We start from the raw sequence: 23,005 nt of genomic DNA, 5'->3' as shown, positions 1-23,005 counted from the left end.
AGAAGCACTTTGGCGGAACGAGAAGTGGTAGATAGTCAGAACTCTGAGCACAAAACGACGGCACAAGTCACTCCTATACCAGCAGACGAACAGGTGGGTGCGAGCGTAGAGGCATCGCCTGATGAGCAAGAAACCGCACGCCTCCTCGAACACTGGAAGAGCACGCTGGAGCTTCGAAACGACCAGTACCGGACATTTGACAGGTCCGTGCTCGCAGTGAGCGGTGGGGCACTGGCGATATCAATAGCAAATGTGGACAAGATTAGTGCCGGGTCATCTGGATTTACCCAGTTGCTAGTGCTCAGCTGGCTTGCATTCGGCCTCTCTATTGTGTCGAATATTTCGTCATATTGGACGGGAACGAAGGACGCTGAGAGGGAACTGGAGAAGATTGCGGATCGCGTCGAAAAAGGTGCCCCTTATGAAATCGGCAATCGGTATCGGACGGCGACCTACAGCTTAAACTTCTTGGCTTTATCGCTGTTTTGCGCGGGAGTAGTGCTCTTATCGATACACGCCTACTACAATATGGAAGGTGCCAATGAACGAAAAGACACAGATGCCACAGTCATGGGAACAGAAGGGCCTGCCGACGCACAAGCCAGCCCCGAGACTACCAGTGAATAGCGCGAACCGGCCTACGCCGGGCGGCGGCGTTCCATCTGCGCCCCCTCAGCCAGCGCCGCCTGTCCGTCCCCCTGGAGGACGCTAGGGGTCTGCCTATACCCGCAGTGAAAGTCGGGCGGAATGCTAGCCCTTCAACGGTCTCAAGTGATTTGCTTCGCGAATGAAGTTCACGAGCGCGGTAGCGCGTTCCCTGAGGTCCAGCACGTCCAGCGATAGCTCTCCCTCGCACAACTTGCGAGCAACCGCCACCTTGTCCACGCTGGTCTCCAGGAGAGTTTCCGGTTCACTGGTTTCCTTGCGGCGCTTCTTGGGTTGGTTCCTGAGGAAGTAGAGGGCGTGATCGTATGGGCCACCATCCGACGGCTTATCGTAGGCGTCCGCGTTTAGTTCCTGTACCGCCGTCTGGAGTGCCGTGTGATCAACGTAGTTCTCAATCTCGCGGCCCTTGGTGATCCAGGCGAGGCCGCTGTCCTTCGAGAACTCCTCCTGCAAGCGCTCCTTGGTGGAATTGATGGCGGCTTTAGGCCCTGTCTTGTCGCTGTCTATGACTATAGCTGAGTTTCTGTTGAGCGAGCGTAACTGGATGAAATCCTCCAGGGCTTCCGGTTCCCCGCTGAGGTGACTGAGGAGGCGACCGCCGTAGAACATGATTGAGTAGTGGACCCCTTCGATGAGGTCAGCATCCAGTGTCGCAATCCACTTTTTTAGGTAAATGCGATCAGACGGCCCTTCTACCCATACAACAGCGTTCGACTGAAGGATATCCGAGGCCTTATATCCAAGATCGGCGCAAACCTGATATTTCTCGGAACGCAATTGCGTCCCGCGAATGTAGGTCTGGGAACCATCATTGCTTACGTGGAAGACCGCCGCCCCTGGGGTGTCGATGAAAGCGGCCGAGTGTGTGGCGATGAAGTATTGGTTGCTTGTGTTCTCCTGAAGATATCGCACGAGTTTTCGCTGGAGGATCGGATGCAGGTGTATCTCCGGCTCCTCAATGCACATGATGCAGTTTTCGTGAATTGTAGAGAACGCCGCGATCATAACCACTTCATGGATGCCCGTTCCCAGAGACTCTAAGGGGAGAACCTTGTTGTCCATGTGGACCAGGATGGCGCTCCGATTATGAGGAATTTCGATCCGAGCGTCGGGGCGATCCGTAACGCTTTGCAGAAACCGATTGATTTTGGCGAACTGCTCCCGGTCGTGCTCGTAACTGTGATGATCGGGGCTTTGGATTTCTACCAGCCGATCTATCAAGCCTCGCCCACTTAGGTCTTCAAACTTCTCGTCTTTCGGGCCGATCACGCGCTTTGCCGGGATGAGCCGTATTTCTGGTAACTGAATCTTTTGAGGCCGCATCAGGCTCCCTAGAGTCCCCGGTATGCAATCCCCTTCAAGGCTGCCGCCGCTTTGCCGTGTTAGTAATCTCCAGATTGCTCGCCATTCACGCTCGTGAAATAGGTCAAGGACGTCGGTGGTATCAGCATACTCAAGGTGACCACGACCTTCGGCAGTCGCAACCCAAACGTGGTCGTTCTTGCTAATTCTGCTAACAATCTTTTCCACCAAGCCTCGCGTGAACTCGTCACGATGGCCTTGCGGCAGTTGATCAGTTGCGACGGTAAAAAATGTCGCTTTGGGAATGCCTATCGAATAGGCCATCGAGCCTGTAGTACGCCCCCTGTAACTCTCGACCGAGTTTGCATCGAGGCCTTTGCGGCCTTGCGCTACGCGGTGCGCAAGAAAGTTCAAGACAATCGATTTTCCCGCATTGTTCGCGCCGATGAAGAAGTTGAAGTCCTGAAAGCCAGCCATTCGCTGCTCTTGCGGTCCTATACCGCGATAAAATTGAAGCGACAGCGCGTGAAGAAACTTAGCCAAAATCGTGTCCCTATGTGATCCTTTGGAGATATCTCAGGGGCAGATTTAAAACTCAAGGGTGTGGGAAGAAACTCCACGTCTAAGATTTTGTGTACTGTATGTCACGGCTTGTCGAGCCCGCCGGCCATGGCGGCGATGGTGCCGGTGGAAAGGCTGGCGCGGTGGGCCGCCGTATCGATGCCGCGCGCAAGGCCCGACACGATGACATAGCCGGTGCGGCCGACCTCCCGCGCGACGAGGCTGGCGAACTTGATGCCGGAGATCGAGGCGTTGCGCGCGCCGACGATGCCGACGGCCGGCGCCGCCGTGACCTTGCGGTTGCCCTTGACGGCGAGAAGCGGCGGCGCGCCGTCGATCTGGCGCAGGAGCGGCGGATAGTCCGGCTCGCCGATGCCGACGAAGCCGGCGCCGTGCCGCTCGGCGATCTCCAGCTCCCGTTCCGCCTCGGCCCGGCCGGCGACGCGGATGCTGCGCGAGGCCCCGCCGCGGCGGGAGAGTTCCGGCAGCATTTCCAGCGCCGTCTCGGCGCTGCCGAAATGATTGATGAGTTCGCGGAAGGTGACCGGCCCGACATTGTCGCTGCGGATCAGCCGCAGCCAGGCGATCCTCTGTCGTTCCGTCAGCGCAATTCCTCTTGTCCTTGCGCTGCGGTCGTCCATGGCTATCCCTTGCTGCCGATCCTGCTTTCGGTGCCGTTCATCAGGCGGCCGATATTGGCCCGATGCTTCCACCAGGTGATCACGGTGAGAACGGCGAAGAGCAGCGCCACCTTCTCGTGACCGAGGAACCACAATACAACCGGAGATACGGCAGTTGCAACCAGGGCCGAGAGCGACGAATAGCGGGTGAGATAGGCCATGCCGATCCAGACCGCGGCGAAGACCGCGACCATGACCGGCACGAGGCCGAGCAGCACGCCGACATAGGTCGCGACGCCCTTGCCGCCCTTGAAGCCGAGCCAGACGGGAAAGAGATGGCCGAGAAAGGCGGCAAGGCCCGCCGCGATGCCGGCATCGAGCCCCCAGCGCGAGGCGACGGCCGCCGCCGCCGTGCCTTTCAGCGCGTCGAGCAGCAGCGTTGCGGCGGCGAGTTTCTTGTTGCCGGTGCGCAGGACGTTCGTCGCGCCGATATTGCCGGAGCCGATGGCGCGCACGTCGCCGAGCCCGGCCATGCGGGTGAGGATCAGGCCGAAGGGGATGGAGCCGAGAAGATAGCCGAAGGCGAGGGCGGCCAGCGTCGGCAAGGCGCCGAGCTGCCAGGTGAAGATGTCGGACACTGTGTTCTCCCCCGAGACGTCTCTTTCCATGGAACCGCTCTGCCCCTGACCCCCTCCTCACAAGCGGGGAGGCGAATGGAAGCGTTGCGGCAAGTCTCCTTCTCCCCGCCTGCGGGGAGAAGGTGCCCGGCAGGGCGGATGAGGGGCAATTCGCCGCGTTCCGTCAGCCGAGCGAATGCACCCGTTCGCCGGCAACATAGGTGCTAACGGCGCGCCCCGTAAAGCGGGCATCTTCGAACGGCGTGTTCTTCGAGCGCGAAACGAAGCCGTCCTTGACGGCGAGCCACGGCTCGTCCGGATCGATCAGCACGATGTCGGCGCGGGCGCCCGGCGCCAGCGTGCCGGCGTCGAGGCCGAAGATCTTTGCCGGGCGTGTCGAGAGCGCATCGATGAGGCGCATCAGCGGAACCTCGCCGCTGTGGTGGAGGCGGAGCGCCGCAGCCAGCATGGTTTCGAGGCCGATGGCGCCGTCCGCGGCATCGGCGAAGGGCAGGCGCTTGGTATCGACGTCCTGCGGATCGTGCGAGGAGACGATGATGTCGATCTCGCCCCGGGCCAGCGCATCCACCATCGCCTTGCGGTCGTCCTCGCCGCGCAGCGGCGGGGAAAGCTTGAAGAAGGTGCGGTATTCGCCGATGTCGTTCTCGTTCAGCGTCAGGTGGTTGATCGAGGCGGCGCAGGTGACGTTCGCGCCGCGCTCGCGGGCGATCTTCACGGCCTCCGCCGATTCCGGCACCGAAATCTGCGCGGCATGGTATTTCGCGCGGGTGAGGCCGGCGATGCGCAGGTCCCGTTCCAGCGGGATGAGTTCGGCCTCGCGCGGCGTGCCGGAAAGGCCGAGCCAGCTCGCCAGAAGCCCCTCGTTCATGACGCCGCCGGCGCCCAGATGCTTGTCGCGCGTCTCCAGCGAAATGACGCTGCCGAATTCGCGGGCATAGGTCATGGCGCGGCGCAGCACCTGCGCATTGTGCATCGGGTTGCGGCCATTGGTGAAGGCGACGGCGCCGGCCGCCTTGAGCAGGCCGAATTCCGTCATCTCCTCGCCGGCGAGATGCTTGGTGAGCGCGGCCGCCGCGTGGATGTTCACCACGGCCTTGTCGCGCGCCGTCTTCAGCACGAATTCGACGAGCGCGATGTCGTCGATCACCGGATCGGTGTCCGGCATCATGATGAAGGTGGTGACGCCGCCGGCCGCCGCCGCGCGGGAGGCCGATTCGATGGTCTCGCGGTGCTCCGCGCCGGGCTCGCCGACGAAGACCCGGGCATCGACGAGGCCGGGAGCGGCGATCATGCCGCGCCCGTCGACGATCTCGGCGCCCTCGGGCGCGCCCTGGTTCTGCGCGCCGCTGCCGACGGCGGCGATCCTGCCGTTCTCTATGACGATGGAGCCGTTTTCATCGAGATTGCGGGAAGGATCGAGAATGCGGAGGTTCTTGAGGACGGTGGTGCGGGTCATGCGCGGGCACCCTGGTTCTGCGAGAGGAGAAGCGTTTCCATCACGGCCATGCGGACGGCGACACCCATCTCGACCTGCTGCTCGATCACGCTCTGAGGCCCGTCGGCGATCTCCGAGGCGATCTCGACGCCGCGGTTCATCGGGCCGGGATGCATGACGAGCGCATCCTCCTTCGCCGCCTTCAGCTTCTCGGCATCGAGGCCGAAATAGTGGAAATATTCGCGCACCGAGGGCACGAAGGCGCCGGACATGCGCTCGCGCTGGAGGCGCAGCATCATCACGACGTCGGCGTCCTTCAGGCCCTCTTCCATGGAGTGGTAGACCTCCGCGCCCATCTCCGCGATGCCGGAGGGCAGCAGCGTCGCCGGCGCGACGACGCGCACCCGCGCGCCCATGGCGTTGAGCAGCAGGATGTTGGAGCGCGCGACGCGCGAATGCAGCACGTCGCCGCAGATGGCGACGATGATGCGCGAGAGCTTGCCCTTGGCGCGGCGGATGGTCAGCGCGTCGAGCAGGGCCTGCGTCGGATGCTCGTGCTGGCCATCACCGGCATTGACCACCGAGCAGGAGACCTTCTGCGCCAGCAGCGCGGCGGCGCCGGCCGAGGAATGGCGCACCACCAGCACGTCGGGATGCATGGCGTTCAGCGTCATTGCCGTGTCGATGAGCGTCTCGCCCTTCTTCACCGAGGAATTGCCGACCGACATGTTCATCACGTCGGCGCCGAGGCGTTTGCCGGCAAGCTCGAAGGAGGATTGCGTGCGGGTGGAGGCCTCGAAGAAGAGATTGATCTGCGTCAGGCCCCGAAGGGTCGACGTCTTCTTCTCCCGCTGGCGGGAGATCTTCACGGCCTCGTCGGCGCGGTCGAGCAGGAGGGTGATTTCCTGCTCGGTCAAACCCTTGATGCCGAGAAGGTGGCGATGCGGAAAGAAGTCCATGGGGGCTCCGCCTCAACTGTCGTGGATACGCGGGGTCTATAGAGCCTCGATCCGGCCCCGGCAAGGCGAAGGGATCAATGCTTTGCGCATTCCCACGCTTTTGTGCGCGCAACCGCGCCTGCGGCCGCAAGGCCCCGTTTCGCACCGCCCCGACTTGGGATAGAACCCGCTCATGACTCGCGACACCGAACAGAAACTTGCCGATCTCAACCAGCCGCCGCTCTGGTCGGGCATCAACGCCTATCGCTCCGACCCGCTGCTGGTCGATGCCACCGATGCCATGCCCAAGGCCCTGCGCGACGAGTTCGACGCGATCGGCCGCTACGTGACCGCGCCGGAGGCGCAGGAGCTCGCCCGCATGGCGAACGAAGGCGTGCCGCAGCTTCGCACGCACGGTCCGCGCGGCGAGCGGCTCGATGTCGTGGATTTCCATCCGGCCTGGCACGCGCTGATGCGCCGCTCCATGGCGAACGGGCTGCATTCCTCGCTCTGGGAGAACGTGCCCGATGAGCAGGGCAGGGCGCACAAGGCGCGCGCCGTGCGCTTCTACCTGACGGCGCAGCTCGAATGCGGCCATCTCTGCCCGCTGACGATGACGAGCGCTTCGGTCGCAGCGCTTTCCGCCTCGCCGCAGGTGCAGCGCGAATGGGGCCGCAAGATCCTGTCGCGCAAATACGATTCCACCAACAAGCCCGCCATGCAGAAGAGCGCCGTCACCATCGGCATGGGCATGACGGAAAAGCAGGGCGGCACGGATGTGCGCGCCAACACCTCGCGCGCCGAGCGTGTCGGCGAGGGCATCTACCGGCTGACCGGCCACAAGTGGTTCATGTCCGCGCCGATGAGCGACGGCTTCGTCATGCTGGCGCAGACCCGCGAGGGCATCGGCTGCTTCCTCGTGCCGCGCCTGCTGGAGGACGGCTCCAGCAACGGCCTGCGCTTCCAGCGGCTGAAGGACAAGCTCGGCAACCGCTCGAACGCTTCTTCGGAGGTCGAGTTCTCCGAGACCTTCGGCTTCCTGCTCGGCGCGCCCGATGCCGGCATCCGCACCATCCTCGACATGGTGACGCTGACGCGGCTCGACTGCGCGCTGGCCTCCTCCGGCATCATGCGCGCCTCGCTGGCCGAGGCCGTGCACCACACCCGCGGCCGCCATGTCTTCGGCAAGCCGCTCGTCGCCCAGCCGATCATGACGCGGGTCCTCGCCGACATGGCACTCGACGTCGCCGCCGCGACCGCGCTTTCCCTGCGTCTTGCCGAAGCCTTCGACAAGGCGCGCGACAGCGCGGAAGACGCCGCCTATGCCCGCATCATGACGCCGGTCACCAAATACTGGTGCTGCAAGATCGCACCCGCCCTCATCTACGAGGCGATGGAATGCATCGGCGGCAGCGGCTATGTCGAGGAGCGGCCCATTGCCCGGCATTACCGCGAGGCGCCGGTCAACGCGATCTGGGAGGGCTCCGGCAATGTCATGGCGCTCGACCTGATGCGCGTCATCGGCCGGGGCAAGGATCTCTTCGAGATGCTCTTCGCCGGCCTTGCGCGCGATCTCGGCCCGGCCGGCCGCAAGACGGTGGAGGTGCTGCGCGCCTGCCTGTCGCTCTGCGAGCGCGACGAGGGCGCGGCCCGCATGCTCATCGAGCAGCTGGCGCTCGCCGCCGCCGCCGCCGAACTCTACCGCGCCGGTGCCGGCCGCATTGCCGATGCGTTCCTCGAAACGCGCCTCGCCTCCGGCTGGCGCTCGACCTACGGCATGCTCGATTCGCGCTTCGATTCGGCCTATATCGTCGACCTGCTCTATCCGCCGGCGAGATAAGCCGTCGTCGCCAGCACCATCGGAATGGTGAAGAAGGAGGCGATCGTCTGGAGCGTCGCCACGGCGGCGTAGAAAGGCGCGTCGCCGCCCATCTGCTTGGCCAGCACATAGCCATTCATCGCGGTCGGCACGCTCGCGCCCATGGCGATGGTGAGAAGCTGCTCGCCGCGCATGCCGAGCGCATAGGCCGCGCCCGTCATGACCAGCGGCATGAAGAGCAGCTTGAGCACGACGGGAAGAAAGACCAGCGGCCGGGGCCGCAGGGCATCCGCGAGCTTCAGCCCGGCCCCCACCATGATGAGCCCGAGGCTGAGCGAGGTATCCGCCACTAGCCCTGCCGTCTGCATCAGCGGCGCATAGATGCGGATGCCGAGGAGGTTCACCGCGACGCCGAGCACTGAGCCGATGATCATCGGATTGGTCAGGATTTTCCGCGCGAAGGCTCCAAGGCTTCGCGTACCGCCGCCGAAGAGCACCAGCACGCCGATATTGTAGAGGTTGATCGGGATGATGATCAGCGTCGCCACCAGCGCGACGAGCGCGAGGCTCTGCGCGCCGTAGAGCTTTTCGGCGATCGCCAGCGCGATGAAGGCGTTCCACCGCGTCGAGGTCTGGAAGACCGAGGTATAGGTCGGCGGCGAAATGCCCGCCGCCCGGAACAGTGGCCAGCAAAGGCCCAGGAGGAGCGCGATGAGGCTGAGCGACCCGATGGAGCCGAGGGCGACGTCGCCCGCCGCCATGCCGGCAAATTCCGCCTTGGCGAGCGTGGTGAAGAGCAGGGAGGGGAACAGCACGAAGAAGCCGAGCTGTTCGAGCCCGGTCCACATGTCGCGGTCGATCAGCCGCCAGCGCTTGAGTAGGGCGCCGAGGACCACGAGCAGGAAGACGGGCAGGATGCTTTCGAAGATGGCGGGCATGGCACCGGATCGGCAGGGAAGGGACCGCTGCTCATTCCACGCCGCGGCCGGCCTTGCAAGGGGCAGGGCCGGGAAGCGCCGTGTGGAAATTAACCTTAATGCAGGGTTTCCGTTGCGCGGGGAAGGTTAACGGGCAAAGGTGCTGTTTACCTGGTGTTAACCATGTGAAGCGAGTGCCTGCCATGGCCAGAACGGCCCGCATATCGGTCATGACGACCCTGTTTTCCTTCGCGGCGGTGGATATCGTCGTGCCGCTCCTCGTGCTCGTTGCGGGCGTGGCGGTCAGCGAGATGATCTTTGCAGCCGGCGACCTCTTCGCGATGCGGAGGAGGGCGGCATGAAGTGGTTCCTGATTCTGTGGGCCGGTCCCATCGCGCTGCTCGGAAGCTGGTACGGGCTTTCCTATTACGACATGAATTTCGGCATCTTCATGCTGACGCGGGATGCGCATGACCTCGTCTTCCGCATCTACGGCCATATCCTCGGCATTCCGCCGGAAGACCTGCCGCCGCTCGTGCTGCGCGCCATCGTCTTCGACAGTTTCCTGGTATTCGGCCTCATCGCCTTCCGCCGGCGCCGGCAGATCGCCGCCTGGTGGCGGGCGCGCCGTCAGGCGTCGGCAGCCCTTGCCAGCGACGAGAGCCTGTCCAGCGCGCCTTGAAGGATGAAGGAGGCGGCGGCCGAATCGATCCGCTCGGCCCGCTTCTTGCGCGACACGTCCATCTCGATCAGCGTGCGCTCCGCCGCGACCGTCGACAGCCGTTCGTCCCAGAAGACGAAGGGGATGTCGGTCTTGTCGGCCATCGAGCGCACGAAGGCGCGAGTCGCCTGCACGCGCGGGCCGGCGCTGCCGTCCATGTTCATCGGCAGGCCGATGACGAAGGCGACGACCTTCTCCTTCTCGGCGAAGGCGAGCAGCACCTCGGCATCCTGCGTGAACTTCACCCGTTTCAGCACCGGCCGAGGCGTCGCCAGCCGCCGGCCGAGGTCCGAGACGGAAAGGCCGATGGTCTTGGTGCCGAGGTCGAGGCCGGCGATCGGCTGGCCGGGGCCGAGGATCGCCGCCAGTTCTTCGAGGGTGAGCGTCGCCATGAAAAGCCTCAGCGCTTGCGGACGAATTCGGTGCGCAGCACCAGCCCCTTGATGGCGTCGTGCCGGCAGTCGATTTCTTCCGGGTTGTCGGTGAGGCGGATCGACTTGATCACGGTGCCCTGTTTCAGCGTCTGGCCGGCGCCCTTCACCTTCAGGTCCTTGATCAGCACGACCGAATCGCCGTCCGCGAGCACATTCCCGCCGGCGTCGTGCACCACGCTCGCGGCGGCTTTTTCGGCTGCGATTTCCGAGGCCGGGCGCCATTCGCCGGTGGCTTCGTCATAGATGTAGTCGTCGTCGCTCATGGCGGGGTTCCTTCATTATGGTGTAAGCCACGCTTATAAGGTTTAAATCACGCTTATAGCGTTCGCGCCGCGGATGGAAACAGCCCTCGCGGTTTCTATATTGCGGGCAGGCACTCAATCGGGAGAACACGCATGAAAATCACCTGGCTCGGCCACTCCGCCTTCCGGATCGAAACGGCGAAGGCCAGAATCCTCATCGACCCGTTCTTCACCGGCAATCCCGCCTTCGACGAATCGACCCGCAAGGACGCCGTCGCGGGCCTCACCCATGTCCTCTTGACCCACGGCCACGGCGACCATGTCGGCGATACGATCAAGATCGCGGCGGAAACCGGCGCGACGGTTCTCGCCAATGCGGATCTTGCCGCCTGGCTCGGCGCGAAGGGCGTGGAGAAGGTCGACATGGGCAATACCGGCGGCACCGTGCATTTCGACGGCTTCTCGACCACCTTCGTCAATGCGCTCCATTCCTCCGCACAGATCACCGAGGACGGCGTTTCCCATTCGCTCGGCAATGCCAACGGCCTCGTCCTCCATTTCGAGGATGAGCCGACGCTCTACCACATGGGCGACACCGACATCTTCTCCGACATGGCGCTGGTCAATGAGCTGCACCAGCCGGAAATCGGCCTCGTGCCGATCGGCGACCGCTTCACCATGGGCGGTGCCGTGGCGGCGCTCGCCTGCCAACGCTTCTTCAAGTTCGACACCGTTCTGCCCTGTCACTACGGCTCCTTCGGCATCATCGACCAGACGGCCGACCTCTTCGTGCAGGCGATGGACGGCGCGTCGGCGAAGATCGAGGTGCCGAAGGTCGGCGGTTCGGTCTCGCGCTGAGCAGCCGGAAAAGCGGCGAGGGGCTGCAAAGGGGGCATTCCCCCGTTGCGCCCCTTGGGCTTGGTCAGTATAGCGGGTAGGAAATTTCCTGTCGGAGACCACCCATGTCCGTAGATCTAGCCACCGTGAAGCGCGTCGCGCGCCTTGCCCGCATCGCCGTCAGCGAGGAAGAGGCAAGCCGCATGATGGGCGAGCTGAACGGCATCCTCGGCTTCGTCGAGCAGCTTTCCGAGGTGAATGTCGAGGGCGTCGAGCCGATGACATCCGTCACGCCCATGGAGATGCGCAAGCGCGAAGACGTCGTCAACGACGGCAGCAAGGCGGACGATATCGTCGCCAATGCGCCGGCGTCCGACCGCAACTTCTTCCAGGTGCCCAAGGTCGTCGAATAACGCCCTTCGCCGCCAGAGCCGTCCGCTTCCGAAAGTAGTCCTTCCATGACCGAACTCACCCGCCTCACCATTGCCGAAGCCCGCGAAAAGCTCGGCGCCAAGGAGATCACCGCCGTCGAGCTGACGGACGCCTATCTCGGCGCGATCGAGGCCGCGAACGGCGCGCTCAACGCCTATGTCACCGTCACGCCCGAAAAGGCGCGCGAGATGGCGAAGGCCTCCGACGCCCGCATCGCCGAAGGCAAGGCCGGTGCGCTGGAAGGCATCCCCCTCGGCATCAAGGACCTCTTCGCGACCGAGGGCGTGCACACGCAGGCCTGCAGCCACATTCTCGACGGCTTCAAGCCGAAATACGAATCGACCGTCACGCAGAACCTGTGGAACGACGGCGCCGTCATGCTCGGCAAGCTGAACATGGACGAGTTCGCCATGGGCTCCTCCAACGAGTCCTCCTATTACGGCCCGGTGAAGAACCCGTGGCGCGCGGCCGGCTCCAATGCCGATCTCGTGCCGGGCGGCTCCTCGGGCGGTTCGGCGGCAGCCGTCGCCGCGTTCCTGTGCGCCGGCGCGACCGCCACGGATACCGGCGGCTCCATCCGCCAGCCCGCCGCCTTCACCGGCACGGTCGGCATCAAGCCGACCTATGGCCGCTGCTCGCGCTGGGGCATCGTCGCCTTCGCCTCCTCGCTCGACCAAGCCGGCCCCATCGCCCGCGACGTCCGCGACGCCGCGATCCTCCTCAAATCCATGGCCAGCGTAGACGCCAAGGACACGACCTCGGTCGACCTGCCGGTGCCGGATTATGAAGCCTCGCTCGGCCAGTCGCTGAAGGGCATGCGCATCGGCATTCCGCGCGAATACCGTGTCGACGGCATGCCGGAGGAGATCGAGGCGCTCTGGCAGCAGGGCATCGCCTGGCTGAAGGATGCCGGCGCCGATGTCATCGACATCTCCCTGCCGCACACCAAATACGCCCTGCCGGCCTATTACATCGTCGCCCCGGCGGAAGCCTCCTCGAACCTTGCCCGCTACGACGGCGTGCGCTACGGCCTGCGCGTCGACGGCAAGGATATCGTCGACATGTACGAGAAGACCCGTGCGGCCGGCTTCGGCACCGAGGTCAAGCGCCGCATCATGATCGGCACCTATGTGCTGTCGGCCGGCTATTACGACGCCTATTACCTGCAGGCCCAGAAGGTGCGCACGCTCATCAAGCGCGACTTCGAGCTGGCCTTCCATGCCGGCGTCGATGCCATCCTGACGCCCGCCACCCCGTCGTCGGCCTTCGGCATCGCCGACGAGGACCTCGCCTCCGATCCGGTGAAGATGTATCTCAACGACATCTTCACGGTGACGGTGAACATGGCGGGCCTGCCGGGCCTTTCCGTTCCCGCCGGTCTCGATCACAAGGGCCTGCCGCTCGGCCTCCAGCTCATCGGCAAGCCCTTCGAGGAGGAAACCCTCTTCAAGACGGCCCATGTCATCGAAAAGGCCGCCGGCCGCTTCGCGCCGACGCGCTGGTGGTAAGGGGGCGTCCGGCCCCTTACCGGCCTCCGCCTCTTCATCATCTCCGTGGATAGCGGTCGGCGTCTCTCGCCAACCGCGCCGCGCGGTGCTTTGATGGTGGCGGAGAGAGCCGCATGATCACCGTTCGCAATGCCCTCGAGGAAGATGTACCGGCGCTGATCGATATCGGCGTCCGGGCCTGGGAACAGGCCGTCACCGGCGTGGCCGACCTCCAGGTGCGGCGCGATCATGCCCGCAATGCCTTCCAGCAATTCCTTGCCGCCCATTGGCTGCGCGCGAGCGTCGCCGAATTCGGCGGCGTCCTTGCGGGCTGGGCCTCGCGCGAGGCGCTGGACGACGAGATCACCGATCTCTGGATCGACCCGCCGCAGCAGAGGAAGGGGCTCGGCTCCGCCCTGCTTGCCGCCATGGAAAACGAGATCGTCGCGGCCGGATTGGAGGCAGTGCGCCTCCAGACGCATGCGCGCAACACCGCGGCCGTCGGCTTCTTCCAGAAGCATGGCTATTCGGTGAGCTGGCTGTCGGTGGATTATTCGCCGCGGCTCGACCGCAACGTCGAATCGATCGGCCTGCGCCGGCAGCTCGTCGCGGACGAGCCGATCGGCTACGGGCCGGGCGGTTTTTGAGGGAGGCGGGCTTTCGCCACGCCTCCCGTCGGTCACTGGTTATCCTGCTGCGCGCGCACCAGCTCCAGGCCCCGCTGCGTGATGCGGTAGGGCCTGCCGCCGGAAGACGCGATGCAGCGCCGGCGTTTCAGCTTGCGAAAGAGTTCGAGGTCGAGGCCGCTCGCCCGCCAGCCGTCCCGCGTGATGCAGGCGACCGTTACGATCTTCCGGGTGTCGTCGTCTTTTTCGATATCGATCCTGCCGCCCTGGGCGAGCAGGTGGAGGATGCGCTGTTCGGCGCGTGAAATGTCCATTGTCCTGAGAATCCGTCCGGCGTTCGAATGAACGCGAAAAAACGTTCCGCCACCGAGGGGTGGCAGGGCTCATCGTTTTTCCGACCCTGCGCGCAAGCTTTCGCGGGCAGGGTCCTCAGCGGGCCTCAGAGCTAGACATCAAAACTCCATTGCGGATGCCCCGGAAATAGCCGGGGCATCCATAAAGGTCAATGCGCGGGCCAGATCAGCGAGTGGTGCAGGAAGACGCCGGTCTTCACGCCATTGGCCGAGGCGAGCGAGATATTGGCCGCGCCGAGCGCGATGTCGCCGGCGGCATAGAGGCCGGGCAGGGAGGTCTGGCCGGTGTCGTCGGTGTCGAGGATGGCGCCGACGGGCGTCTCCTTCAGCCTCAGGCCGTGGTCGGCCGGAATGGCGCTGCGCACCCGCGCCTCCGGCATGACGAAGAGCGCCTTGACCAGCGTCGGAATGCCGGGGCCGGTCTCGACGGCGAGCATGCCGTCCGGTCCATCCGAAATGGCCGTGACGCGGCCCGGCCGCAGCTTCACATTGCGTTTCGCGAGAACGGCAAGGGCCTCCTCGTCCGGCTCCGGCACCTGATTGGTGAAGAGCGTGACATCGCCCCAGTCGGCGACCACCGCCGCGAAGCGCGCGGCCTCCGCCGTGCGTGCGAGTACCCCGACCGGCCCGCCGCCCACTTCATAGCCATGGCAATAGGGGCAATGCAGCACCGTCTTGCCCCAGCGCTCCGCAAGGCCCGGAATGGCGGGCAGCCGGTCCTCGAAACCCGTCGCGAGCAGCACGCGCCGCGCCGCGATCCGCCCGCCGTCGCCGGTGACCACGCAGAAGGCGTCCCTTTCCCCCTCCAGCCCCTCGGCCGGCGCATCGCGGAAGGTCACGGTCTCGTAGGCGGCAAGCTGGCGGCGGGCATCGGCAAGAATCTCGCTGCCCGGCCTTCCGTCCTGCGCGAGGAAGCCGTGCGAATGGGCGGCGAAGCGATTGCGCGGCTCGCCGGTGTCGACAATGGTGATGCGGCGGCGGGCGCGGGCGAGCTGCATGGCGGCGGAAAGGCCGGCAAAGCCCCCGCCGATGATGATGGCATCTTCGGTCATGGTTCATCCTTTCTATGGAGCGAGCGGCATCGTTCGGCCGGCCGGTGCTGCCCGTTCGATGCAGGTCTTGGGAATTGGTTGCCTTCAGCCGGTGTCGGCCCGGCAGTGTTTCGCCGCCATCCGGAAATCGGCCGCGAGATCGGCCAGCGTCGTGCCGGCGAAGCGCGCCATCAGGATCGCCTCGGCATCCTTCAGCGCGTCGCCGATCACCCGGTTGACGGATTGCTCGACCACACAGCCCGGCATTTCCGTCGCCGGGCCGATCTGGAAGAGGATCGGCTCGCCGAGGGCATTGTAGATGTCGAGCAGCGAGATTTCGGCGAGCGGCCGGGCGAAATGCCAGCCACCGCCATGGCCGCGGCCGGACTGCACGATGCCGGCCTCGCGCAGCCCGGCCATGGTGCGCCGGACGACGACGGCATTGGTGTCGAGGCAGAGCGCGAGATCGTCCGAGGTCATCGGCTCCTCGCGCTCGGCCATGTGCATGAGTGCATGGAGCACGGCGGAAAGGCGGCTGTTTCTTTTCATGTAACAATAATAGTTACGAATCCTGCCACATGTCAACACATGCCGGCGACGGGGGTATCAGCCGGCACGCAGCATATCGAGGAGACTAGGGCCGAAGATCAGCGCCGCCGGCACGAGCGCCACATGCAGCACGAGGATCGCCATGAGCTGCGTGCGGAACGGCTCCTTGCGCGTCTTGTGCCGCAGCAGCCGCTGGGCGGCGACGGCGCCGAGACTGCCGCCGAGGAAGGCGAACTGCAGCAGCCGCGCTTCGGAAACGCGCCAATGGCCGTCCCGCGCCGCTCTCTTGTCCCACCAGTAGAGGCAGAACGTGATGATGTTGAAGAGAAGGAAGATGACGAAAAGCGTTGTTGTCGTGCCCATGGCATGCTTTTAGCCGATCATCCTTGCGGCTTGGCTAACGAGGGTGAACGGCACCCGCTGAAAACCTTGCGCCGCCTGCCCATATGTTCTACCGAGACAGCACCGAAGACACCACAAAAAGAGCCTGCAATGACCCTCGTCGACGTCCGCACCCCCGATCCTAAACGCTTGATCCCCGGCGCCACCGGCGACTGGGAAGTCATCATCGGCATGGAGGTGCACGCGCAGGTCCTTTCCAATTCCAAGCTCTTCTCCGGCGCGTCGACCGAATTCGGCAAGGCGCCGAATGCCAACGTCTCGCTGGTCGATGCCGCCATGCCCGGCATGCTGCCGGTCATCAACGAGGAATGCGTCAGGCAGGCGGTGCGCACGGGCCTCGGCCTGAAGGCGCAGATCAACCATCGCTCGATCTTCGACCGCAAGAACTACTTCTATCCGGACCTGCCGCAGGGCTACCAGATCTCGCAGTTCAAGGATCCGATCGTCGGCGAGGGCAAGATCACCATCTCGCTCGGCCCGGACCGCCAGGGCAATTTCGAGGATATCGAGATCGGCATCGAGCGCCTGCATCTCGAGCAGGATGCCGGAAAGTCGATGCATGACCAGCATCCGACCATGTCCTATGTCGACCTCAACCGCTCGGGCGTCGCGCTGATGGAGATCGTCTCCAAGCCGGACATGCGCTCGTCGGACGAAGCCAAGGCCTATATGACGAAGCTGCGCTCCATCGTGCGCTATCTCGGCACCTGCGACGGCAACATGGACGAGGGTTCCATGCGCGCCGACGTCAACGTCTCCGTGCGCCGCCCGGGCGAAGCCTTCGGCACGCGCTGCGAGATCAAGAACGTCAACTCCATCCGCTTCATCGGCCAGGCCATTGAATATGAGGCCCGCCGCCAGATCGGCATTCTGGAGGATGGCGGCAGCATCGACCAGGAAACCCGCCTCTTCGATCCCGGCAAGGGCGAGACGCGCTCCATGCGCTCGAAGGAAGACGCGCACGACTATCGCTATTTCCCCGACCCGGACCTGCTGCCGCTCGAATTCGACAACGAATTCGTCGGCGCGCTGCTTGCCGACCTCCCGGAACTGCCGGACGACAAGAAGATCCGCTTCGTCAAGGATCTCGGCCTTTCCGTCTACGACGCCTCGGTGCTCGTCTCGGAAAAGGCGATCGCCGACTATTACGAGGCCGTGGCCGCCGGCCGCGACGGCAAGATCGCCGCGAACTGGGTCATCAACGACTTGCTGGGCGCCTTGAACAAGGACGGCAAAGCCATTGAAGAGACTCCGGTTTCGCCCGCCCAGCTCGGCGGCATCATCGATCTCATCAAGGACGGCACCATCTCCGGCAAGATCGCCAAGGACCTCTTCGAGATCGTCTGGAACGAGGGCGGCAACCCAGCCGAGATCGTCGAGGCGCGCGGCCTCAAGCAGGTGACCGATACCGGCGCCATCGAGAAGGCCGTTGACGAGATCATCGCCGCGAACCCGGATCAGGTCGAGAAGGTCAAGGCCAAGCCGACGCTCGCCGGCTGGTTCGTCGGCCAGGTGATGAAGGCGACGGGCGGCAAGGCCAATCCGCAGGCCGTGCAGGCGCTGGTCAAGGCCAAGCTCGGCATCGAGGAATAATCCGGTGTTTTTCGTCCGCACGGCCTCCGAGCGCGATCTGGCGAAGGTCAGCGTGCTTCTGGCCGAGACGTGGCATGCGACCTATGACGCGCTCTACGGTGCCGACAAGGTCAGCGAGATCACCGCGCACTGGCATTCCGTGCCGGCGCTCAAGACCAAGCTGGAACGCAAGGACAGCGAGTTCGTCGTCGCAGACAACGGCAAGGAGCTGGCCGGCATGGGCTATGTTGCCATGCTGAAGGACCGGCCGAAGACGGCCTTCCTGCGCCAGCTCTACGTGTTGCCGCGCTATCAGCGCCAGGGCATCGGCCGCGACATGTTCGCCGAGCTCGAAACCTGCTTTCCCGATGCCGAATACATGCGGCTTCATGTCGAGCCGCGCAACGGCGCTGCCATTTCATTCTATGAGCGGCTGGGCTTCGAAAAGATCGGCGAAGCGACGGAAGGCGGCGCGCTGGGACTTCCCACGCTCGTTCTGGAAAAACGGCTCGACTTCTAGGGCGGTTTCGGCAAGGAGGCCGCCGGCTTTCGTCGGATCGTCCGGGCGTCAGATACACGAAGGCCCGCCGTCCTTTCGGGTGGCGGGCCGCTTCTGCAAAGTAGCGATATTCCAAGGTATCAGCGGGTCAGAACGGCGCGGGGCTGGTTGTTGTCCGAGTTGAGCAGGACGCTGACGGACGTGCCGGAAGCGAGGTTCGCCGGAACCGGAACGCTGTTCGGCAGGGTCACGGTCTTGCCGTCCTGGAAGGAGATGACGCCGGTGCGGGCATTGTAGTCCTGCACGATGCCGCTGACGGATGCGGCCGATGCCGAGCCTGCTGCGAGAAGGGCGAGGGCTGCGACGGAGAGAGCGATCGTTTTCATTTTCAGTTTCCTTTTTGCTGTGTTGTGCTTGGGAGGGCTCAGCGGGTCAGTACGGCGCGGGGCTGGTTGTTGTCCGAGTTGAGCAGGACATCGGCGATGGCGCCGGAAGTCAGGTTTGCCGGAACCGGAACGCTGTTCGGCAGGGTGACGGTCTTGCCGTCCTGGAAGGAGATGACGCCGGTGCGGGCATTGTAGTCCTGCACGACGCCGCTGACGGATGCGGCCGATGCCGAGCCTGCTGCGAGGACGGCGAGGGCAGCGACGGAGAGAGCGATCGTTTTCATTTTCAGTTTCCTTTTTGCTGTGTTGTGCTTGGGAGGGCTCAGCGGGTCAGAACGGCGCGGGGCTGGTTGTTGTCCGAGTTGAGCAGGACGCTGACGGACGTGCCGGAAGCGAGGTTTGCCGGGACCGGAACGCTGTTCGGCAGGGTCACGGTCTTGCCGTCCTGGAAGGAGATGACGCCGGTGCGGGCATTGTAGTCCTGCACGATGCCGCTGACGGATGCGGCCGATGCCGAGCCTGCTGCGAGAAGGGCGAGGGCGGCGACGGAAAGAGCGATCTTTTTCATGTTAATCACCTTGTTTGCTTCGTTGAGCTTGCCGAAGCGACATGATGTCCGCTTCGATGATTAACATGTAGGGCCCTCATTAAATGGTTACTAGTGCAAAAATTATGACCGCTGTGTTCATAAAAAAAGAACGGCATTTCAATTGTTTATCACGAAAACGCGATTGCCCTTGAAAAGCGCTGCAGGCATTCCGACATCTTTCGGCTGCCTGTAAACGACCCGAGGGACGGGCGTCGGTTGCGACGGCGGGCGTGTCGAAAAGGCAGGTGGGAAGCCGTCGGAATCGCTGGACATTTCGGCTATGGCGCGCCATAAGCTGAGGAAATATCAGTCGCGGGCCGCGCTTCCGGCATGGCCCTGCCAAGGACGCCAGCCCATGAACCTTCTCAAGCAGATTTTCACCTGGTGGAACGGTCAGACGATCGGCACCCGTTTCCATACCTGGCGCTTCGGCACCCGGGTCGGCCAGGACGAATTCGGCAATGTCTACTATCAGGGCGGCAAGGATTCCGAAGGCCGCACGCGCCGCTGGGTGATCTATAACGGCTATGCCGACGCCTCCGCCATCCCGGCCGGCTGGCACGGCTGGATGCACCACCGCACCGACGTTTCCCCGGCTGACGAGGAATACAAGGCGCGCGAATGGCAGAAGTTGCACCGCCCGAACCCGACCGGCACCTCGCAGGCCTATCGTCCGCCGGGCTCACTTGCCGCTGCCGGCGAGCGTCCGCGCGTGACGGGCGACTACGACGCCTGGACGCCGGGCAACTGATACCGATTTGGCCACATTTCGCCGGTAGCTCGAAGCGACCGGCGACGGCCGGTTCGGATCGCAGGAGACGGCATCGATGACAGCAGGGTTTTCACGGGCAGGCGCCGCAGGGCGGTTCCTTTCGGTCGCGCTTGCAGCGGCGACCGCAGGTCTCGTCATGGCGCCCGTCGCGGCCAGCGCCGCGCGTATCGAAAACCCCGTCGCCACATTTTCCGGCATCGACAAGATCACCGGCCGCATCACCAGCTTCGACGTCTATATCGGCGAGACCGTGCAGTTCGGCGCGCTGCAGGTGACGCCGAAGGTCTGCTACAGCCGCGACGATACGGAAGCGCAGAAGATCACCTCCTTCGTCGAGGTCGACGAGATCACCCTCGACCGCAAGATTCGCCGCATCTTCACCGGCTGGATGTTCGCCGACAGCCCCGGTCTCAACGCGGTGGAGCACCCCGTCTATGACGTCTGGCTCACCGAGTGCAAGACGAAGTCGGACGTCCCGCCGCCGGATGGCAAGTAGGCCGGGGCCGCTTCGGCCGCATCGCCCCTCATCCGGCCTGCCGGCCACCTTCTCCTTGGCTGCGGGGCGAAGGGATATGCCGCACTGTTTCCAGTTCAACGGACGCTTTCTTGTAGAGCAATGACGGCAATGGAAGTGGGAAACCGGACCCGCAAATTTCCTTCGCCCCGCTTGCGGGGAGAAGGTGGCCGGCAGGCCGGATGAGGGGCGGTCAGAACGGCAGGTGCGGCGAGGCCAGCGCGTTCGCCAGCATGTCCTCATACTCGATCTTCGGCACGTCGATCGCGCCGAATGTCTTGAGGTGCTCGGTGGTGAACTGCGTGTCGAGCAGGCGGAAGCCGTTTGCCTTCAGCCGCTCCACCAGCGCCACGAGGCAAACCTTCGAGGCATCCGTGCGGCGTGAGAACATGCTTTCCCCGAAGAAGGCCGCACCCAGCGAGACGCCGTAGAGGCCGCCGACGAGCTGGTCGCCCTCCCACGCTTCCACGCAATGCGCATGGCCCATGCGGTGCAGGGTGCCGTAGAGCGACTTGATCTTGGCGTTGATCCAGGTGGAGGGCCGGTCGGGCGCGGCCTCCGCACAGGCAGCGACGACAGCGTCGAAGGCGGTATCGAAACGGATGTCGAAGGGGTTCTTGCGGATCGTCTTGGCGAGGCTGCGCGAGACGTGGAATCCGTCGAGGGGGAGGACGCCCCGCATATCCGGCTCGACCCAGAAGAGCTCCGGGTCGTCTGCCGAATCGGCCATCGGGAAAAGCCCGATGGAATAGGCGCGCAGCAGCAGTTCCGGGGTGATCTCCGGGTGCTTTCTGCGACGCCCTGCCATCAGAGCCGACGCCCCTCAGGCGTCGGTCTTGCTGGCCAGGTAGTTTTCCAGCCAGTGGATGTCATAGTCGCCGTTGGCGATGTCCTGATTGCCGATCAGGTCCTGGAAGAGCGGCAGCGTCGTCTTGATGCCGTCGATGACGAACTCGTCCAGAACGCGGCGCAGGCGCATCATGCATTCGACGCGGGTGCGGCCATGCACGATCAGCTTGCCGATCAGGCTGTCGTAGTAGGGCGGGATCTTGTAGCCCTGATAGGCGCCCGAATCGACGCGAACACCCAGACCGCCCGGCGCATGGAAATGCGTGATCGTGCCCGGCGAGGGAACGAAGGTACGCGGGTCTTCGGCATTGATGCGGCACTCGATGGCATGACCCGAGAAGACGATGTCTTCCTGGCTGACCGAAAGACCGGCGCCGGAGGCGACGCGGATCTGCTCGTGCACGAGGTCGATGCCGGTGATCGCCTCGGTGATCGGATGCTCTACCTGAAGACGCGTGTTCATCTCGATGAAATAGAACTCGCCGTTCTCGTAGAGGAACTCGACCGTGCCGGCGCCGCGGTATTTCAGCTTCTTCATGGCGTCGGCGCAGATCTGGCCGATCTTCATGCGCTGCTCGATATTGAGGGCCGGGGAATTGGCTTCTTCCCAGACCTTCTGGTGGCGGCGCTGCAGGGAGCAGTCGCGCTCGCCGAGGTGCACCGCGTTGCCCATGCCGTCGCCGACGACCTGGATTTCGATATGGCGCGGCTTGCCGAGGTACTTTTCCATGTAGACGGCGTCGTTGCCGAAGGCGGCGAGCGCCTCGGAACGCGCGGTCGAGACGGCCTCTTCAAGGTCGGCCTCGGTCTTGGCGACCTTCATGCCGCGTCCGCCGCCGCCGGCGGTGGCCTTGATGAGCACGGGGAAGCCGATCTGACGGGCGACTTCCAGCGCGTTCTCCGGCTTCACCTCGCCGTCGGAGCCGGGAACGACGGGAATGCCGAGTTCCTGCGCCGTCTGCTTGGCGGTGATCTTGTCGCCCATGATGCGGATATGTTCCGCCGTCGGGCCGATGAAGGTGATGCCGTGCGCGTCGAGGATTTCCGCGAACTTGGCGTTCTCCGACAGGAAGCCGTAGCCCGGATGCACGGCGTCTGCGCCGGTGATCTCGCAGGCGGCGACGATCTGGTGGATGTTCAGGTAGCTTTCGCGCGAGGGCGGCGGGCCGATGCACACGCTCTCGTCGGCAAGGCGCACATGCATGGCGTCGGCGTCGGCCGTCGAATGCACGGCGACCGTGGCGATGCCCAGCTCCTTGCACGCCCGAAGGACGCGAAGGGCGATTTCGCCGCGGTTGGCAATGAGGACTTTGGAGATCATGGGATCCGCCTTATTCGATGACGATCAGCGGTTCGCCATATTCGACCGGGCTTGCATCCGAGACGAGGATTTCGGTGACCTTGCCCGAGCGTGGCGCGGGGATCTGGTTCATCGTCTTCATGGCTTCGATGATGAGGATGGTCTGGCCTTCCTTGACGCTCGCGCCGACTTCGATGAAGGGGCGGGCGCCCGGGGCGGGCGAAAGATAGGCGGTGCCCACCATCGGCGCGGTCACGGCGTTCTTGTTGCTGCGGGCATCGGCGGGCGCGGCTGCTGCGGCGACCGGTGCGGGCGCTGCGCTGGCGGCAACGGGGGCGGCGATCGGCGCCTGGACATATTGCGGCGTGCCGGCGCGCGAGACGCGGATGCGCAGGTCGTCCTGCTCCACTTCGATCTCCGTCAGGTCCGTCTCGTTGAGGATGTTGGCGAGATCGCGGATCAGAGCCTGATCGATGCCGTGTTTCTTTTCAGCCATGGAAGTGAGCCTCTGGTT

The 23,005-nt window shown here is 64.3% G+C and carries 29 protein-coding genes and 1 pseudogene; 12 read left to right on the top strand and 18 right to left on the bottom strand.

What is annotated here, in order from left to right:
- The first annotated feature begins 9 nt into the window (after nucleotides 1-9).
- Entirely contained in the window at nucleotides 10-627 is a 618-nt protein-coding gene (locus tag DSD28_RS22510) for a hypothetical protein (protein WP_119258673.1), read from the top strand.
- Between the two features lie 123 nt (nucleotides 628-750).
- On the opposite strand, the gene DSD28_RS22505 is transcribed toward DSD28_RS22510, so the two are convergent.
- The 5 genes and pseudogenes from DSD28_RS22505 to DSD28_RS22485 all read right to left on the bottom strand — a co-directional run bounded on the left by DSD28_RS22505 (nucleotide 751) and on the right by DSD28_RS22485 (nucleotide 6,181).
- On the bottom strand, nucleotides 751-2,445 hold the full coding sequence (locus DSD28_RS22505) for an AAA family ATPase (RefSeq protein WP_119258672.1): 1,695 nt from the start codon (nucleotides 2,443-2,445) through the stop codon (nucleotides 751-753).
- A gap of 170 nt (nucleotides 2,446-2,615) precedes the next feature.
- Nucleotides 2,616-3,170: pseudogene (locus DSD28_RS22500) on the bottom strand (DNA-processing protein DprA); the annotation flags it as partial.
- Between the two features lie 2 nt (nucleotides 3,171-3,172).
- A complete protein-coding gene (plsY, locus tag DSD28_RS22495) occupies nucleotides 3,173-3,817 on the bottom strand; it encodes a glycerol-3-phosphate 1-O-acyltransferase PlsY (RefSeq protein WP_119258670.1) in 645 nt (214 codons plus the stop codon).
- Nucleotides 3,818-3,950: 133 nt separating this feature from the next.
- On the bottom strand, nucleotides 3,951-5,243 hold the full coding sequence (locus tag DSD28_RS22490; RefSeq protein ID WP_119258669.1) for a dihydroorotase: 1,293 nt from the start codon (nucleotides 5,241-5,243) through the stop codon (nucleotides 3,951-3,953).
- The gene (locus DSD28_RS22485) at nucleotides 5,240-6,181 is read right to left on the bottom strand and encodes an aspartate carbamoyltransferase catalytic subunit (protein ID WP_119258668.1); all 942 of its coding nucleotides are present in this window, start codon (nucleotides 6,179-6,181) and stop codon (nucleotides 5,240-5,242) included. The genes DSD28_RS22490 and DSD28_RS22485 overlap by 4 nt, the downstream gene beginning before the upstream one ends.
- A 172-nt stretch (nucleotides 6,182-6,353) precedes the next feature.
- Between DSD28_RS22485 and DSD28_RS22480 the strand changes: the two genes are divergently transcribed.
- Nucleotides 6,354-8,000 (top strand): acyl-CoA dehydrogenase family protein, encoded by a 1,647-nt coding sequence (locus tag DSD28_RS22480; protein WP_119258667.1) that lies wholly within the window; start codon nucleotides 6,354-6,356, stop codon nucleotides 7,998-8,000.
- Here DSD28_RS22480 and DSD28_RS22475 read toward each other — a convergent pair.
- Nucleotides 7,982-8,917 carry an AEC family transporter gene (locus DSD28_RS22475; RefSeq protein ID WP_119258666.1) on the bottom strand — a complete coding sequence of 312 codons (936 nt, stop codon included), beginning with the start codon at nucleotides 8,915-8,917 and terminating at the stop codon, nucleotides 7,982-7,984. The genes DSD28_RS22480 and DSD28_RS22475 overlap by 19 nt on opposite strands.
- A 182-nt stretch (nucleotides 8,918-9,099) precedes the next feature.
- Between DSD28_RS22475 and DSD28_RS26065 the strand changes: the two genes are divergently transcribed.
- Together DSD28_RS26065 and DSD28_RS22470 are read left to right on the top strand one after the other, a co-directional pair.
- Nucleotides 9,100-9,258, top strand: coding sequence for a hypothetical protein (locus DSD28_RS26065; RefSeq protein WP_162911518.1), 159 nt, complete (start codon nucleotides 9,100-9,102; stop codon nucleotides 9,256-9,258).
- Nucleotides 9,255-9,578 carry a DUF6105 family protein gene (locus DSD28_RS22470; RefSeq protein ID WP_119258665.1) on the top strand — a complete coding sequence of 108 codons (324 nt, stop codon included), beginning with the start codon at nucleotides 9,255-9,257 and terminating at the stop codon, nucleotides 9,576-9,578. The genes DSD28_RS26065 and DSD28_RS22470 overlap by 4 nt, the downstream gene beginning before the upstream one ends.
- On the opposite strand, the gene ruvX is transcribed toward DSD28_RS22470, so the two are convergent.
- Nucleotides 9,527-10,009, bottom strand: coding sequence for a Holliday junction resolvase RuvX (gene ruvX / locus DSD28_RS22465; protein WP_119258664.1), 483 nt, complete (start codon nucleotides 10,007-10,009; stop codon nucleotides 9,527-9,529). The genes DSD28_RS22470 and ruvX overlap by 52 nt on opposite strands.
- An 8-nt stretch (nucleotides 10,010-10,017) precedes the next feature.
- Nucleotides 10,018-10,314 carry an alkylphosphonate utilization protein gene (locus tag DSD28_RS22460; protein ID WP_119258663.1) on the bottom strand — a complete coding sequence of 99 codons (297 nt, stop codon included), beginning with the start codon at nucleotides 10,312-10,314 and terminating at the stop codon, nucleotides 10,018-10,020.
- 132 nt (nucleotides 10,315-10,446) lie between these two features.
- Between DSD28_RS22460 and DSD28_RS22455 the strand changes: the two genes are divergently transcribed.
- The 4 genes from DSD28_RS22455 to DSD28_RS22440 all read left to right on the top strand — a co-directional run bounded on the left by DSD28_RS22455 (nucleotide 10,447) and on the right by DSD28_RS22440 (nucleotide 13,696).
- On the top strand, nucleotides 10,447-11,151 hold the full coding sequence (locus DSD28_RS22455; RefSeq protein WP_119258662.1) for a metal-dependent hydrolase: 705 nt from the start codon (nucleotides 10,447-10,449) through the stop codon (nucleotides 11,149-11,151).
- A 104-nt stretch (nucleotides 11,152-11,255) separates the two neighbouring features.
- Nucleotides 11,256-11,543, top strand: a complete 288-nt coding sequence (gatC, locus tag DSD28_RS22450; protein WP_119258661.1) for an Asp-tRNA(Asn)/Glu-tRNA(Gln) amidotransferase subunit GatC — start codon at nucleotides 11,256-11,258, stop codon at nucleotides 11,541-11,543.
- Nucleotides 11,544-11,588: 45 nt separating this feature from the next.
- Nucleotides 11,589-13,070 carry an Asp-tRNA(Asn)/Glu-tRNA(Gln) amidotransferase subunit GatA gene (gatA, locus tag DSD28_RS22445; RefSeq protein ID WP_119258660.1) on the top strand — a complete coding sequence of 494 codons (1,482 nt, stop codon included), beginning with the start codon at nucleotides 11,589-11,591 and terminating at the stop codon, nucleotides 13,068-13,070.
- 113 nt (nucleotides 13,071-13,183) lie between these two features.
- Nucleotides 13,184-13,696, top strand: a complete 513-nt coding sequence (locus DSD28_RS22440; RefSeq protein ID WP_119258659.1) for a GNAT family N-acetyltransferase — start codon at nucleotides 13,184-13,186, stop codon at nucleotides 13,694-13,696.
- Nucleotides 13,697-13,728: 32 nt separating this feature from the next.
- Here DSD28_RS22440 and DSD28_RS22435 read toward each other — a convergent pair whose 3' ends face one another.
- The 4 genes from DSD28_RS22435 to DSD28_RS22420 form a co-directional block, all read right to left on the bottom strand.
- Nucleotides 13,729-13,989, bottom strand: a complete 261-nt coding sequence (locus DSD28_RS22435; protein WP_119258658.1) for a YjhX family toxin — start codon at nucleotides 13,987-13,989, stop codon at nucleotides 13,729-13,731.
- 188 nt (nucleotides 13,990-14,177) lie between these two features.
- Nucleotides 14,178-15,080 carry an NAD(P)/FAD-dependent oxidoreductase gene (locus tag DSD28_RS22430; protein WP_119258657.1) on the bottom strand — a complete coding sequence of 301 codons (903 nt, stop codon included), beginning with the start codon at nucleotides 15,078-15,080 and terminating at the stop codon, nucleotides 14,178-14,180.
- An 84-nt stretch (nucleotides 15,081-15,164) separates the two neighbouring features.
- Nucleotides 15,165-15,608 carry an Rrf2 family transcriptional regulator gene (locus tag DSD28_RS22425; protein WP_119258656.1) on the bottom strand — a complete coding sequence of 148 codons (444 nt, stop codon included), beginning with the start codon at nucleotides 15,606-15,608 and terminating at the stop codon, nucleotides 15,165-15,167.
- Between the two features lie 57 nt (nucleotides 15,609-15,665).
- On the bottom strand, nucleotides 15,666-15,971 hold the full coding sequence (locus DSD28_RS22420) for a DUF1294 domain-containing protein (RefSeq protein WP_119258655.1): 306 nt from the start codon (nucleotides 15,969-15,971) through the stop codon (nucleotides 15,666-15,668).
- A 129-nt stretch (nucleotides 15,972-16,100) separates the two neighbouring features.
- On the opposite strand from DSD28_RS22420, the gene gatB reads away from it, so the two are divergent.
- Nucleotides 16,101-17,603 (top strand): Asp-tRNA(Asn)/Glu-tRNA(Gln) amidotransferase subunit GatB, encoded by a 1,503-nt coding sequence (gene gatB / locus DSD28_RS22415; RefSeq protein WP_119258654.1) that lies wholly within the window; start codon nucleotides 16,101-16,103, stop codon nucleotides 17,601-17,603.
- 4 nt (nucleotides 17,604-17,607) lie between these two features.
- A complete protein-coding gene (locus tag DSD28_RS22410; RefSeq protein ID WP_119258653.1) occupies nucleotides 17,608-18,102 on the top strand; it encodes a GNAT family N-acetyltransferase in 495 nt (164 codons plus the stop codon).
- 119 nt (nucleotides 18,103-18,221) lie between these two features.
- Here the strand turns inward: DSD28_RS22410 and DSD28_RS22405 are convergent, their stop codons facing one another.
- The 3 genes from DSD28_RS22405 to DSD28_RS22395 are packed head-to-tail and all read right to left on the bottom strand — an operon-like array spanning nucleotide 18,222 to nucleotide 19,035.
- Nucleotides 18,222-18,467: a hypothetical protein gene (locus DSD28_RS22405; RefSeq protein WP_119258652.1), complete on the bottom strand. Its 246-nt coding sequence runs from the start codon at nucleotides 18,465-18,467 to the stop codon at nucleotides 18,222-18,224.
- A 38-nt stretch (nucleotides 18,468-18,505) separates the two neighbouring features.
- Complete coding sequence (locus DSD28_RS22400; RefSeq protein ID WP_119258651.1) at nucleotides 18,506-18,751, bottom strand: hypothetical protein; 246 nt, start codon at nucleotides 18,749-18,751, stop codon at nucleotides 18,506-18,508.
- 38 nt (nucleotides 18,752-18,789) lie between these two features.
- The gene (locus tag DSD28_RS22395) at nucleotides 18,790-19,035 is read right to left on the bottom strand and encodes a hypothetical protein (RefSeq protein WP_119258650.1); all 246 of its coding nucleotides are present in this window, start codon (nucleotides 19,033-19,035) and stop codon (nucleotides 18,790-18,792) included.
- A gap of 376 nt (nucleotides 19,036-19,411) precedes the next feature.
- On the opposite strand from DSD28_RS22395, the gene DSD28_RS22390 reads away from it, so the two are divergent.
- Nucleotides 19,412-19,807, top strand: a complete 396-nt coding sequence (locus tag DSD28_RS22390; RefSeq protein WP_119258796.1) for an NADH:ubiquinone oxidoreductase subunit NDUFA12 — start codon at nucleotides 19,412-19,414, stop codon at nucleotides 19,805-19,807.
- Nucleotides 19,808-19,883: 76 nt separating this feature from the next.
- Nucleotides 19,884-20,324 (top strand): DUF2155 domain-containing protein, encoded by a 441-nt coding sequence (locus DSD28_RS22385; protein ID WP_119258649.1) that lies wholly within the window; start codon nucleotides 19,884-19,886, stop codon nucleotides 20,322-20,324.
- Nucleotides 20,325-20,535: 211 nt separating this feature from the next.
- On the opposite strand, the gene aat is transcribed toward DSD28_RS22385, so the two are convergent.
- Genes aat through accB form a run of 3 tightly spaced genes read right to left on the bottom strand, consistent with a single transcriptional unit; the run spans nucleotide 20,536 to nucleotide 22,987 of the window.
- Nucleotides 20,536-21,150 (bottom strand): leucyl/phenylalanyl-tRNA--protein transferase, encoded by a 615-nt coding sequence (gene aat / locus DSD28_RS22380; RefSeq protein WP_119258648.1) that lies wholly within the window; start codon nucleotides 21,148-21,150, stop codon nucleotides 20,536-20,538.
- 15 nt (nucleotides 21,151-21,165) lie between these two features.
- Nucleotides 21,166-22,512, bottom strand: a complete 1,347-nt coding sequence (gene accC, locus DSD28_RS22375; protein ID WP_119258647.1) for an acetyl-CoA carboxylase biotin carboxylase subunit — start codon at nucleotides 22,510-22,512, stop codon at nucleotides 21,166-21,168.
- 10 nt (nucleotides 22,513-22,522) lie between these two features.
- A complete protein-coding gene (gene accB / locus DSD28_RS22370) occupies nucleotides 22,523-22,987 on the bottom strand; it encodes an acetyl-CoA carboxylase biotin carboxyl carrier protein (RefSeq protein WP_119258646.1) in 465 nt (154 codons plus the stop codon).
- Between the last annotated feature and the right edge of the window lie 18 nt (nucleotides 22,988-23,005).

It is taken from the genome of Shinella zoogloeoides (assembly GCF_003574625.1).
GTDB classification, from domain to species: domain Bacteria; phylum Pseudomonadota; class Alphaproteobacteria; order Rhizobiales; family Rhizobiaceae; genus Shinella; species Shinella zoogloeoides_A.
Note: the sequence above shows the minus strand (reverse complement) of the source record. Positions and strands in the feature narration are given on the sequence as shown.

Excerpts from the sequence above, each read along its gene's own strand:
- DSD28_RS22505 (WP_119258672.1), bottom strand. The coding sequence starts at position 2,445 with ATGGCTGGCTTTCAGGACTTCAACTTCTTCATCGGCGCGAACAATGCG.
- plsY (WP_119258670.1), bottom strand. The coding sequence starts at position 3,817 with ATGGAAAGAGACGTCTCGGGGGAGAACACAGTGTCCGACATCTTCACC.
- DSD28_RS22490 (WP_119258669.1), bottom strand. The coding sequence starts at position 5,243 with ATGACCCGCACCACCGTCCTCAAGAACCTCCGCATTCTCGATCCTTCC.
- DSD28_RS22485 (WP_119258668.1), bottom strand. The coding sequence starts at position 6,181 with ATGGACTTCTTTCCGCATCGCCACCTTCTCGGCATCAAGGGTTTGACC.
- DSD28_RS22480 (WP_119258667.1), top strand. The coding sequence starts at position 6,354 with ATGACTCGCGACACCGAACAGAAACTTGCCGATCTCAACCAGCCGCCG.
- DSD28_RS22475 (WP_119258666.1), bottom strand. The coding sequence starts at position 8,917 with ATGCCCGCCATCTTCGAAAGCATCCTGCCCGTCTTCCTGCTCGTGGTC.
- DSD28_RS26065 (WP_162911518.1), top strand. The coding sequence starts at position 9,100 with ATGGCCAGAACGGCCCGCATATCGGTCATGACGACCCTGTTTTCCTTC.
- DSD28_RS22470 (WP_119258665.1), top strand. The coding sequence starts at position 9,255 with ATGAAGTGGTTCCTGATTCTGTGGGCCGGTCCCATCGCGCTGCTCGGA.
- ruvX (WP_119258664.1), bottom strand. The coding sequence starts at position 10,009 with ATGGCGACGCTCACCCTCGAAGAACTGGCGGCGATCCTCGGCCCCGGC.
- DSD28_RS22460 (WP_119258663.1), bottom strand. The coding sequence starts at position 10,314 with ATGAGCGACGACGACTACATCTATGACGAAGCCACCGGCGAATGGCGC.
- DSD28_RS22455 (WP_119258662.1), top strand. The coding sequence starts at position 10,447 with ATGAAAATCACCTGGCTCGGCCACTCCGCCTTCCGGATCGAAACGGCG.
- gatC (WP_119258661.1), top strand. The coding sequence starts at position 11,256 with ATGTCCGTAGATCTAGCCACCGTGAAGCGCGTCGCGCGCCTTGCCCGC.
- gatA (WP_119258660.1), top strand. The coding sequence starts at position 11,589 with ATGACCGAACTCACCCGCCTCACCATTGCCGAAGCCCGCGAAAAGCTC.
- DSD28_RS22440 (WP_119258659.1), top strand. The coding sequence starts at position 13,184 with ATGATCACCGTTCGCAATGCCCTCGAGGAAGATGTACCGGCGCTGATC.
- DSD28_RS22435 (WP_119258658.1), bottom strand. The coding sequence starts at position 13,989 with ATGGACATTTCACGCGCCGAACAGCGCATCCTCCACCTGCTCGCCCAG.
- DSD28_RS22430 (WP_119258657.1), bottom strand. The coding sequence starts at position 15,080 with ATGACCGAAGATGCCATCATCATCGGCGGGGGCTTTGCCGGCCTTTCC.
- DSD28_RS22425 (WP_119258656.1), bottom strand. The coding sequence starts at position 15,608 with ATGAAAAGAAACAGCCGCCTTTCCGCCGTGCTCCATGCACTCATGCAC.
- DSD28_RS22420 (WP_119258655.1), bottom strand. The coding sequence starts at position 15,971 with ATGGGCACGACAACAACGCTTTTCGTCATCTTCCTTCTCTTCAACATC.
- gatB (WP_119258654.1), top strand. The coding sequence starts at position 16,101 with ATGACCCTCGTCGACGTCCGCACCCCCGATCCTAAACGCTTGATCCCC.
- DSD28_RS22405 (WP_119258652.1), bottom strand. The coding sequence starts at position 18,467 with ATGAAAACGATCGCTCTCTCCGTCGCAGCCCTCGCCCTTCTCGCAGCA.
- DSD28_RS22400 (WP_119258651.1), bottom strand. The coding sequence starts at position 18,751 with ATGAAAACGATCGCTCTCTCCGTCGCTGCCCTCGCCGTCCTCGCAGCA.
- DSD28_RS22395 (WP_119258650.1), bottom strand. The coding sequence starts at position 19,035 with ATGAAAAAGATCGCTCTTTCCGTCGCCGCCCTCGCCCTTCTCGCAGCA.
- DSD28_RS22390 (WP_119258796.1), top strand. The coding sequence starts at position 19,412 with ATGAACCTTCTCAAGCAGATTTTCACCTGGTGGAACGGTCAGACGATC.
- DSD28_RS22385 (WP_119258649.1), top strand. The coding sequence starts at position 19,884 with ATGACAGCAGGGTTTTCACGGGCAGGCGCCGCAGGGCGGTTCCTTTCG.
- aat (WP_119258648.1), bottom strand. The coding sequence starts at position 21,150 with ATGGCAGGGCGTCGCAGAAAGCACCCGGAGATCACCCCGGAACTGCTG.
- accC (WP_119258647.1), bottom strand. The coding sequence starts at position 22,512 with ATGATCTCCAAAGTCCTCATTGCCAACCGCGGCGAAATCGCCCTTCGC.
- accB (WP_119258646.1), bottom strand. The coding sequence starts at position 22,987 with ATGGCTGAAAAGAAACACGGCATCGATCAGGCTCTGATCCGCGATCTC.